This is a genomic window from Haliea sp. (assembly GCF_040222615.1).
Lineage (GTDB): Bacteria > Pseudomonadota > Gammaproteobacteria > Pseudomonadales > Halieaceae > Haliea.
This window is the reverse complement of sequence record NZ_JAVKCQ010000165.1, coordinates 44,736-55,725: the sequence shown is the minus strand read 5'-3', so window position 1 is coordinate 55,725 and position 10,990 is coordinate 44,736. Positions and strand designations below refer to the sequence as shown.

General features: G+C 64.8%; 9 protein-coding genes. 5 read left to right on the top strand and 4 right to left on the bottom strand.

Features of this window, described 5'->3' with window-relative positions; translation table 11 throughout:
* The first annotated feature begins 98 nt into the window (after positions 1-98).
* The 3 genes from paaC to paaE are packed head-to-tail and all read left to right on the top strand — an operon-like array spanning position 99 to position 2,508.
* Positions 99-866 carry a 1,2-phenylacetyl-CoA epoxidase subunit PaaC gene (gene paaC / locus RJQ10_RS13780; protein ID WP_350147556.1) on the top strand — a complete coding sequence of 256 codons (768 nt, stop codon included), beginning with the start codon at positions 99-101 and terminating at the stop codon, positions 864-866.
* 7 nt (positions 867-873) lie between these two features.
* Entirely contained in the window at positions 874-1,407 is a 534-nt protein-coding gene (paaD, locus tag RJQ10_RS13775) for a 1,2-phenylacetyl-CoA epoxidase subunit PaaD (RefSeq protein ID WP_350147554.1), read from the top strand.
* A gap of 9 nt (positions 1,408-1,416) precedes the next feature.
* Complete coding sequence (paaE, locus tag RJQ10_RS13770; protein WP_350147552.1) at positions 1,417-2,508, top strand: 1,2-phenylacetyl-CoA epoxidase subunit PaaE; 1,092 nt, start codon at positions 1,417-1,419, stop codon at positions 2,506-2,508.
* A gap of 11 nt (positions 2,509-2,519) precedes the next feature.
* Here paaE and RJQ10_RS13765 read toward each other — a convergent pair whose 3' ends face one another.
* Positions 2,520-4,472 (bottom strand): pyrroloquinoline quinone-dependent dehydrogenase, encoded by a 1,953-nt coding sequence (locus RJQ10_RS13765; protein WP_350147550.1) that lies wholly within the window; start codon positions 4,470-4,472, stop codon positions 2,520-2,522.
* A 158-nt stretch (positions 4,473-4,630) separates the two neighbouring features.
* Here RJQ10_RS13765 and RJQ10_RS13760 point away from each other — a divergent pair, with 158 nt between their 5' ends.
* Together RJQ10_RS13760 and RJQ10_RS13755 are read left to right on the top strand one after the other, a co-directional pair.
* Entirely contained in the window at positions 4,631-6,406 is a 1,776-nt protein-coding gene (locus RJQ10_RS13760) for an N-acyl-D-amino-acid deacylase family protein (RefSeq protein ID WP_350147548.1), read from the top strand.
* Positions 6,406-6,825, top strand: a complete 420-nt coding sequence (locus tag RJQ10_RS13755; protein WP_350147546.1) for an SRPBCC family protein — start codon at positions 6,406-6,408, stop codon at positions 6,823-6,825. The genes RJQ10_RS13760 and RJQ10_RS13755 overlap by 1 nt, the downstream gene beginning before the upstream one ends.
* Positions 6,826-6,858: 33 nt before the next feature.
* Here the strand turns inward: RJQ10_RS13755 and RJQ10_RS13750 are convergent, their stop codons facing one another.
* From RJQ10_RS13750 to RJQ10_RS13740, 3 genes are read right to left on the bottom strand one after another with little or no spacing between them, the layout of a single operon-like run.
* Positions 6,859-8,226, bottom strand: a complete 1,368-nt coding sequence (locus RJQ10_RS13750) for a phosphotransferase family protein (RefSeq protein WP_350147544.1) — start codon at positions 8,224-8,226, stop codon at positions 6,859-6,861.
* Positions 8,227-8,258: 32 nt separating this feature from the next.
* The gene (locus RJQ10_RS13745) at positions 8,259-10,121 is read right to left on the bottom strand and encodes a DUF3604 domain-containing protein (RefSeq protein WP_350147542.1); all 1,863 of its coding nucleotides are present in this window, start codon (positions 10,119-10,121) and stop codon (positions 8,259-8,261) included.
* A 25-nt stretch (positions 10,122-10,146) separates the two neighbouring features.
* Positions 10,147-10,989 carry an oxidoreductase gene (locus tag RJQ10_RS13740; RefSeq protein WP_350147539.1) on the bottom strand — a complete coding sequence of 281 codons (843 nt, stop codon included), beginning with the start codon at positions 10,987-10,989 and terminating at the stop codon, positions 10,147-10,149.
* Position 10,990: the final 1 nt, after the last annotated feature.

Here is a 10,990-nt window from a genome sequence, read left to right as displayed (position 1 = left end):
ACTGCGAGAGCTTTTACGATCCCCTGGACGACAAACCCTATCGTCATGCAACGCACTACCAGTTGCCGGACGAAGTCAACAATATGTGAGGTGTTGGCATGAATGCCGCGAATACACACGAAGCCGTTCTGCACTATGCCGTGCGCCTGGGTGACGATTCCCTGGTCCTGGGGCACCGACTGTCTGAGTGGTGCAGCAACGCGCCTTTCCTGGAAGAGGACCTGGCGCTCACCAATGTCGCCCTGGACTATATAGGCCGCGCACGGATGTTCTACAGCTATGCCGCAGAGCTGAGCGGCGACGGGCGCAGCGAGGACAGCTTTGCCTACCTGCGTGACTGCCGTGAGTTCAGCAACCTGCTGCTGCACGAGCTGCCCCGGGGCGACTTTGCCTTCACCATGGCCCGCCAGTACCTGGTAGACCAGTACGCACTGGCCTTCATGGAGGCGTTGCTGGAATCAGCGGACCCGCAGTTGGCGGGTATTGCCGCCAAGGCGGTGAAGGAGTCCCGCTACCATTTGCGCCGCAGCCGCGACTGGATGCTGCGCCTGGGCGACGGCACCGCGGAAAGCCATCGTCGCCTGCAGGTGGCAGTGGACGAGCTGTGGGGCTATACCCACGAGCTGTTTGAGCTCGATGACCTGGAACAGGCGCTGGTCGCGGCGGGTATTGCGGTCGACAGTGCTGCCCTGCGACCGGCCTGGGACGCCGCGGTGCGCGCCACCCTGGACGAGGCCACCATCGTCGTGCCGGCGGGAGACTGGTCGGTGCGCGGCGGGCGCCAGGGCATCCATACGGAATCCCTGGGCCATCTGCTCAGCGAGCTGCAATTCATGCAGCGCGCCTATCCCGGCCTGGAATGGTAAGGCGCCGATGGTGACGGTGGACAACCGGATACCTGCGTTACCGGCAGAGGAATACGAGCGCCGGCAGCGGCGGGCGGTATCGACTGTACCGGCGCTCTGGGACTTGCTGGACGAGGTCAAGGATCCGGAGATCCCGGTGATCAGCCTGTGGGAACTCGGGGTGCTGCAGGATATCGAGCAGCGCGGTGAGGTCGTGGTAGTGACCATAACCCCGACCTATTCCGGCTGCCCCGCGATGACGGTGATGGCGGAGGACATCGTCGTTGCACTGCAGGCCGCCGGCTATAAGCAGGTGGTGGTGGATACCCGGCTGTCACCGGCCTGGTCCACCGCCTGGATGGCCGCGGCTGCCCAGGACAAGCTGCGCGCCTGGGGCATTGCCCCGCCGGGGTGCGGCAGTACCGGCGTCGCCGCCGTCTGCTGCCCGCGCTGCGGTTCGCCGGACGTGCGCGAGCTCAGTGAATTCGGCTCCACGGCCTGCAAGGCGCTGTACCAGTGCAACAGCTGTGCCGAGCCCTTTGATCACTTCAAGCCCATTTAGGACCAGCCCATGGCAGACATGCAGTTTTTCCCCCTGAAAATCGCCCGTGTCGAATCCGAGACCGACCTCGCCATCAAGGTCAGTTTTGCCGTACCGGAAGAGCTGCGCGAGCGTTTCCGCTTCCAGCCCGGCCAGTACCTGACTCTGCAGCACACGCTGGACGGCGTGCCGGTACGGCGATCCTACTCGATCTGCGCCGGCATCCAGGATCCGGCGCCGCAGGTGGCGATCAAGCGGGTCGAGGGCGGCCTGTTTTCCAATTTCGCCAACGACCAGCTGCAAGCCGGAGATACGCTTGAGGTCATGCCGCCACAGGGCAGTTTTTATGTGCCGCTGGACGCGGGGCGGGCGCGGAACTACCTGTTCATCGCCTCCGGCAGCGGGATTACCCCGGTGATCTCCAATATCAGCTCGATCCTGGCGGAGGAGCCCGACAGCCGCGTGACCCTCCTTTACGGCAACCAGCGCACCAACACCATCATGTTCCGGGAGGCACTGAGCTTCCTCAAGAACCGCTATCTGACCCGCCTGCACTGGGTCAATATTCTCAGCCGGGAAGACCAGGGCGCGGATATCCTCAACGGCCGCCTGGACAATCGCAAGGGCGGTGAGCTGAACCGGCGCCTGATTGATCTGAAAAGTTACGACGAATACTTTATCTGCGGGCCCGAATCGATGATTTCAGAAGTGTCCCGGGGGCTGCGCAGTGTCGGGGTCAGTGAGGCCAATATTCACTACGAGCTGTTCGCATCATCGGCCGAGGATGCCGAGGCGGTGATCGCCAAGCACCATGCCCGGGCGCGCGATTACGCCGGCAAGGCGAGCGATGTCACCATCGTCATGGATGGTCGTGCCAGCACCTTTTCCCTCGCTGCGGACGGTGAGAATGTCCTTGACGCGGGCCTCAACCAGGGCCTGGACCTGCCGTTTTCCTGCAAGGGCGGGGTCTGCTCCACCTGCAAGGCCAAGCTGGTGGAAGGCGCCGTTGACATGGATATTACCCACGGCCTGGAACCGGGCGAGGTCGAGCAGGGCTTTATCCTGACCTGCCAGGCGCACCCGATCAGTGACCGGATCGTGGTGGACTTCGACCAGAAATAGCTGCCGCGCCGCTACGGCAGGCGGAACGCCACCAGCGCATCGCCGGTTCTGGAGCCCAGCATGCGGTTGCCGCCCGCGGCAATGACCACGTACTGGGTGCCGTCGGCGAGGGTGTAGGTCATGGGCGTCGCATGGCCGCCGGCGGGCAGCCGGGCTTTCCACAGCTCGGCGCCGGTGTCGGTGGCAAATGCCCGCAGATAGCTGTCGGTGGCCGCGCCGATAAAGGTCAGCCCGCTGGCGGTGACCAGGGAGCCGCCGCTGTTGGGTACCCCGAGGTCCAGCCACAGGGGGAAGGGTGCCAGGTCGCGGGTGCCGCCCAGTGGTACTTCCCAGGCTTTCTTGCCGGTGGTCATGTCGATAGCCGTCAGCACACCCCACGGCGGCCTGTTGCAGGGAGCGCCCAGCGGCGACAGGAATGGGCGCCGCCGCACCGCATAGGGTGTATCCAGCTGCAGTTCCACCGGGCCGACAAAGCCGGGGGATTCGACCACCTCGCGGGGGATCAGCTCGATGATGGCAGGCACTCTGGACGTGTTGGCCAGCAGCAGCTTGCGCACCGGATCCCAGCTCACGCTGCCCCAGTTGCTGCCGCCCATGAAGCCGGGGTAAACCAGGGTTGGGGTGGTCCCTATGGGGGTGTAGAGGCCCTCGTAGTTCAGCGTGCGGAACTCCTTGATACAGGCCTGTTTATCGAACCAGGCGAAGCCGAACAGGTCGCTTTCGCTGAGCTCGGTGGGATGCAGCGGCTCCGGCAGCAGCGGCCACGGCTGCGTTGGCGACAGAGCTTCCGGCGCGGGCCCGCCCAAGGGTGCGGGACGCTCCTCGACCGGAAACAGGGGCTCGCCGGTCTCCCGGTTCAGCACAAACAGGAATCCCATCTTGGTGGCCTGGACCAGTGCCGGTATCGGGCCATCCGGCCCCGGGAAATCGAACAGCACCGGTTGCGAGGGCACATCGTAATCCCAGACATCGCTGTGCACCGTCTGGAAGTGCCAGACCCGTTTCCCGGTTTGGATGTCCAGTGCCACCACCGAACTGCCGAAAGCGTCCATACCGTCCCGCTCGCCGCCATAGTAGTCGCCCGCCGGATTGCCGGTAGGTATGTAGACCAGGCCGCGTTCAGGGTCGGCGGACAGTGGCGCCCAGGCATTGGGGCTGCCGGGGGTATAGCTGTCCGCCAGTCGTTGTTCCGGCAGCAGCGCTTCCCAGTCCCAGAGCAGGGCGCCAGTGCGGACGTCAAAAGCCCGGATTACCCCGCTGGGGACCCCGCCGCGGCGCAGGTCCGCGACGTGGGCGCCGGTGACGATCAGCTCGTCCACCACCAGTGGGGGCGAGGTGAGCGCGTATTCCGCCGGTCTTACATCGCCCAGTGCCGCCGTCAGGTCGACCTCGCCGTGTTCGCCGAAATCCTCACAGGGTTTGCCGGTGCTGGCGTCCAGGGCCAGCAGGCGTCCGTCCAGGGTGCCGGCGACGATGCGCGCCGCACAGGCCTGCCCGGCCATGTCGGGGCTGGCGTGATAGGCCACGCCGCGGCAGGTGACGCTGTAGAGGCCGCGCAGTTCGGGGTCGGCGGCATAGTGCCAGCGCTCCGCACCGGTGGCCGGGTCCAGCGCGATGATCCGGTTGCGCGGCGAGCACAGGTACAGTGTGTCCTGGGCAAGGATGGGGGTCACCTGCATGGCCGGACTGTTGAACGGGTCGGGAAAAGATTCTGGCGCCAGGTCCCCGCTGTGGTAGGTCCAGGCCTGCTGCAGCCGGTCGACGTTGGCCGGCGTAATCTGCTGCCCGGCGGAGAAGCGGGTACCCCCCGGGTCGCCGCCGTAATGCGACCAGCCCTGGTGGGTCTCCATCAGGGATGCTGGAAGCGCCGGTGGTGCCGGTGGTACCTCAGCGCCACAGGCGGCGAGCAGGGCAGCGCAGGCGAGGCCCGTAAGGTGGCTGGAACGGCGGGGCAGCGGGTGCATGATGGGAGGGTCCTCTTTGGCAAGGCTAACTGACTGGACCAGCGGCGGATTCTGCAACCGCTGGAGCCTGTTCCAACGGCGGAAAACTTTTCACCGTCGGGCGATTGCTCTAGTCTGGGGAGCACAAGAAGGATAAGCAATTGCCGGAGGATAGCCCTTTGTACGATCTGTTGATTTGTAATGGAAAAATCGTTGACGGCACCGGCCGGGCGGCCTTCGAAGGCAATCTGGCCATTGTTGACGGGCGCATCGTCGCCGTTGGCGAGGTGTCCGGGCAAGCCCACCGGGAGATTGATGCCCGCGGCCTGTTGGTCGCGCCCGGTTGGGTAGACACCCATTCGCACATGGACGGCCAGGCCACCTGGGACCCCTATTGCAGCCCGGCCTCGAACCACGGCATAACGACTCTGGTAATGGGGAACTGCGGCGTGGGCTTCGCTCCCTGCAAGCCCGATGACGCCGAGCGCCAGCGCATGATCGAAGTCATGGAAGATGTCGAGGACATACCCGGCGCGGCCCTGGCGGAGGGGATTACCTGGGAGTGGGAAAGCTTCCCGGAATATCTGGATGCCCTCGATCGGATGCCCCGGGCCATCGATATCGGTGCCCAGGTCCCGCACTGTGCGGTGCGCACCTATGTGATGGGTGAGCGAGGTGTGCACAATGAACCGGCTACGGAAGCCGATATCGCGCAGATGGCGGCCATCGTGCGCGAAGGCCTGGCCGCCGGCGCGGTCGGCTTCACCACTTCCCGCACCCAGCTGCACACCACGCGTACCGGCGAGGTTATGCCCGGCACCTATGCCGATGCCAGCGAGTTGCTGGGCATCGGCCGGGTTATCGGTGAAACCGGCCAGGGTATTTACGGCCTGGTCTCGGACTTCAGCAACTGGGAGGAGGAGATGGCGTGGATGAAGCGTCTCTCCATAGACAACGACTGCCAGGTCAATTTTGTGCTGTTTTACCGCTCCGAGGCGGACTGGCCGCGGGTCCTGCAGCAGCTGCAATTCGTCAAGGAGGCCCGGGCCGAGGGGGCGCGCCTGATTCCCCACGTCGGCGCCCGCCCGGTCAATATCCTTATGGGCTGGGAAGGCACGGTCAACCCGTTCATGTTTCACCAGGCCTACGCTCCGCTGGCGGGGCTGGAGCCGGAGGAGCGCCTGCGACAGCTGCGCGACCCCGCCGTGCGCGAGGCTATCGTGGCGGAAACACCGCCGCATCTCGGCCACGATATCATGGACAAGATCGCCACCGGCTTCGACAACATCTACGTGCTGGGCGATGAGCCCGACTACGAGCCGGCCTCCGAGGACAGTGTTGCCTTTCGGGCCCAGCAGGCGGGTGTGACACCCGCCGAGTTTGCCTATGACGCGCTGCTCGAGAATGACGGCAAGCGTATGCTGTACTGCCCGCTGTTTGGCTACGATAACCGCAACCTGGACCGGCAGATGCAGATGCTGGCGGACGAGAATGCGGTGATCAGCCTGGCGGATACCGGCGCCCACTGCGGCGTACTGTCGGATGCCAGTATCCCCACCTGGCTGCTCAGTTACCTGGTGCGGGACCGCCAGCGCGGCGCCCGCATCGGCCTCGAGCAGGCTGTGCAGATGCATACCCGGGACACTGCACGCTGCATGGGCCTCGCCGATCGCGGCACCCTGGAGACTGGGATGAAGGCCGATATCAACATCATCGACCTGGAACACCTGGCGATTGAGACTCCTGCCGTGATCTACGATTTGCCGGCCGGGGGCCGCCGCGTGTTCCAGGGCGCCAGCGGCTACCGCTATACCATCGTATCCGGGGAAGTCATCATGGCCGACGGCGTCCCCACCGGCGCGCTGCCAGGGCGGTTGATTCGCGCCGGGCAGGCGTCGAAACCTGGCCAACCCAACAAACGCAAAATCAACAATCCCAATGAGGAAGCAGCCTGATGATCAAGGTCAATATAGAAAAGGAGCTGGATGCCCCCGTGAGTAAAGTCTGGGGCTTGCTGGAGAACTTCGGCAACCTGGACTGGTATCCCGGCTGGGACAGGATCGAGGTCATCGGCAGCGGCGTTGGCATGACCCGGCGCATTCACATGACCGGCATGGATCCGATAGACGAGATTCTGGAGACCATGGATGCCGAGCGGCGCGCATTCAGCTACAAGATTCCGCAGATGCCGATGCCGGTCAGCGAGTACCGGGCCTCGGTCGAAGTGAAGTCAATCGACAACGGCGAGCGGACCCGGGTGCATTGGCGCTGCGAGGCAAAGCCGGAAGGTATCGACGAGGCCGATGGTCAGGCCATGCTGGAAGGCATTTACGCCGATTTGCTGGCCAAGCTGGAGGTTGCCGCCAAGAAATAGCCCGGCTACATCTGCGTGCCAGGACGGCGCTGATCAGTCCAGCGCCGACCAGTTGCGCGCCGGATACAGGGACGCGGCTGGCTGATACAACCATTCGTCCCTGAAGGCCTTGCGCGCCAGATATTGCAACAGCGGCTCGTCGGCGATACGCCTGTCTCGCATCGCCTCCAAAAGCCGGGTGGTGGCATGCGCATAGTCTTTGGGTTGCTGCCCGAGCAGTGTGGCGATCTCCGCGGCATTGTCGGCACGGATGGCGTTGCCATAGCGGTGCTCCCGCTCCGCGCAGTCGATCAAGACCTGGGCGTCCCTCAGTCGCGAGCAGGCGAAAGGTGTTTGCAGGTCTGGCAGCACATCCCGCTGCAGGCTGTTCGCAGCGGCGCGCAGCAGCACCGAGCCCTTGTTGTTGTCAGGTTCCGGCATGTCCGGCCGTTCCAGCGCGATTCCCATGGCATCGGCCAGCGCCTCGCAGGTCGAGCGATCGCCAATGTAGCGGTAGCACAGGTACCAGGCCATCGATTCCCGGAGTCCGGGCTGGGCACAGGCGGCGTGGATCGGAATCATGCCGCGGACGTTCTGCTGGATGCGGTAGTACTGGGCGGCAGCACGGGTATAGGGGATGCCGGATTGCTCCTCGTACCGACGGAACAGTCCCTGCAAGCCGCCGCTGGGATTCCAGAATTCTCGTACACAGATGTTGCCCAGGTCCTCCATGGGGTCGCCCCAGTGGCCCCATTCCCAGTCCACCACCGCGGTAACGCGGTTGCCCGCAAACATGAAATTCACCGGTCCGGTATCGCCTTGCACCAGGGAGACACGCGCCACCGACTGCGGCGCGAAGCGGCGCAGCCAGTCTGCGCCATAGCTGAGCAAGGGATCCTCATAATCGGCGAGAAAGCTCGCGAACTGCTGCAACTGGGCGTCCAGGTCACCGAGCGCTGCCTCCGCCGCGGTGCGGGGAGGTGGTCCCAATAGATCGTCCAGGCCGAGTGCGTCGGGTTCCAGGCGGTGTAGCCGGGCGATAACGTCGATGAAGTCCTCCATGACCTGGCGCTGCTGAGTCTTGTCGGCAACGCCAGGCAGGTCGGCGCTGCCCGGCACCCGGCTGAACAGGGCCGCATGGTGCTCTTCGTTCCAGCCCAGCAGCGCCGGTACCGGAATGGCGGTCGCCATCAGTGCCCGACAGATACCCGCCTCTCGCTGCAGGGACACGTTGCCGCCGGCCACTGGTTGTCGGTCGAGTCGCAGGAAGGCCTCAAGTACGGAGCCGTCTTCCCTGGCAATATCCACCACCCAGGCCTCGCGCCGCGCGACATGGCGCTCCAGGCGGCTGATGGAGCCCTTGCCCAGTGTTTCCAGCCAGACCAAAAGGCCGGGCGGCAGGTCGTGAGTCGAACCGGACAAGTTGGCTTCTCCCGCTCCTGTCGGAGCTATGATCAGGGTGCTGGCCGATACCAGATGGGCGAAGTGTAGGCGCGTTCCTGGTGCACCAGCGGGGTGTCCGCGGGGATAGTGGCGTCCAGCCTGACCTGGTCGTGCAGGGTCCAGCGGGGAGTGGGGATCTCCAGCACCCGCACGTAGTAGACCGCGGGCTGGGCGGGATCAAAATCCGGGTCGGTCCACACAGTTGCCAGCTCCGCGTCGCCGATCGTGTTGGCGTAGCTGGCGCTGTCGAGGTCGACGGTGTTTCCTACCGCTTCAAGTTTGCCCGCTTTATCCCGGCCGCGGGAACCGGACCAGGCGACGTCGTACACCTGCTCCCGGGCTTCACCCCAGCGGTCAATCCAGCCCTTGACGACCTGGATCCGGTCCAGGTTGGCGCCGTCCGCCTCCTTCAGCGCGGAGACCATGAACACCGGCGCCCGGTCCGTGGTTGGCGGCGAGGGCAGTTCGCCGCCCATGGGGACACCTTTCTGATAGCCGTGCAGGGCGGGGTGGGGACCGGCGAGGTCCGCGGCCGAATAGTCCCAGCCGCCGAAAAACCGTACCCGGATCCGCGGCCCCGTGGTGGCGTAGACCTCCCGCCGGCGCATGGCATCGAACAGCGCCTCCCGGGTGTTTTCGGTTGCCCAGACCGCGGCATAGCCCGCTGCCAGCTGCATGGCACTGTTCATCTCCGCTTCGGGGATACCCCAGAGTTTGCCCGCCCGTTCCGGTGAGGGTTCATGGGTGGCCATCTTGCCCCAGTAGTTGTCTTCCTCCACCGCAGACAGCGCGGTGTGGGAGTCGGAACTGCCGATCATCCCGAACTGGAAGGGGTTGACGCCCAGCTGCTGCTCCAGTTTCAGTCCCAGCTGCAGGGCCGGGCGCGCGTACTGGTAGCGTTGCATGTCGTCCCGCTGGGGCTCGCTCATGTCGATATTGAACTGGTCCCAGGTGCCGTAGTCAGCGAATTCATCGGTAGGGGACAGCAAGGGATGGGCCTCGCTGTCGCCCTTGATCTGGGTGACTTCCATCAGTGGCTCCCAGCGACTGCGCTCCCGCGCATAAGCCTCGCTTATCGCCTCGCCCCGGTACGTGGTGGGGGCAAACATCCGCCCGCCGCTGAGGTTGCCGTTGTGGGGGATGGCCAATGCCTGGCCGCCGGTCCTGGCTTCGTAGTCGGCGAGGTACTGCCAGAGCGCCTGGGGATCTTCGCTGTCGAAGGCGGAGAACGGCGTAACCTGGTTGGCCCGGTCAGCGCCATCGCGAAAGACCACGACCCGGTGCAGGTTGTCGCCATCCGGCATCGATGACCACTCGAAGCCCACCAGCGCCGTAAACAGGCCGGGCACGTTGGCTTCGTCCGCAATGCGGTTGTTTTCCTCCCAGGGGGAGGGCAGCGAGTCGGGCAGGGTAACCAGGGGTTTGCCCGCTGCATAGGACGCGCCGATATCCAGCATCATCCGGCCGAAGGCGATCGGGTCGCCCCCGGTGAGCACCTGGCGCCAGCCCCGCGCTGTCTCGTTTTCAAGAATGGCCGGTTCGCCGGCACGGATGAGGGGCATGATTCCCAGGTATTCTGCGTGGTCGGAGACCACCAGGAAATCCAGTGGCCGGTTGATCCTGGCCTGCATGCCGTTGCTGGCAGTGACGGTCTCCCCACGGGCAAACCGGTATGCGTGCTCAGGCCCCATATTCCTGGCGCCGAACAGATTGGCGTCCAGCGATACGGAGCTGTGCAGGTGGGTATCGCCCCAGAATACCTGGTCGGGATAATCCTGTCCCTGCCGGGGGGAATAACCGGGCTCGGCGACGGCGCCGCTCGCGGCCAGCAGGGCGGCGCCCAGTGCGCGGAAATACTGTGCCGGAGTTGGCATGGAGTCACCTTCTGGTTTTTGATTATTATTGCGGAAAATCTGCCGCTCTGGTCAAGCTTTCCCAGCGCTCCAGGTTGGCGTTTTCCGCCGCAAGTTTTTCCCGGTAGGTCGCCAGCACGCCGGCGCCAAGCAGCAGCTGCGCGGGCGGTTCTGCCATGGTGAACAGGTCGACGAAAATCCTGCCGGCGCGCACCGGATCTCCCGGTTGTTTACCGTCGATGGCAGCTATCATATCAAGACGCTCGTGCACATGCTGGTAGTCGTCAATGATTGCGCCGGAACGTTGCATGGAGCGGCCCGACCAGTCGGTGCGGAAGGCCCCAGGCTGCACTGAGCTCACGTGAATACCCAGTGGGGCAACTTCCTTCTGCAGTGCCTGCATCAAACCTTCCAGGGCATACTTGGAGGCACTGTAATAGCCGGTGCCCGGGTTGGCCATAATGCCAGCCTGGGAGGAGTTGTTGATGATGTGCCCGCAGCCCTGCTTGCGCATTGTGGGCAAGACCGCCCGGGTCAGCGCCAGGGCGCCGAAGAAGTTCACTTCGAACAGTGACCTGACGGCGTCCTCTTCGCCTTCCTCGATCGCAGCCACATAGCCGTAGCCGGCGTTGTTGACCAGGGCGTCGATACGCCCGAAACGGTCCAGGGTCGCGGCGACACAGGCGGCGATGTCCTCGCTTGAGCAGACATCGAGTTGCAGGGCGATGGTCTGCTCGGGGTAGCGTTCGCAGATGTCCGCGACAGCCGCCGGCTTGCGCGCGGTAACGGCCACCAGGGCGCCGCCCTCCAGGGCGGCGAGGGCGATCTCCCGGCCAAAACCGGTGGAGCAGCCCGAGATCAACCAGACAGAATTCTTCAGCGTCGCCATG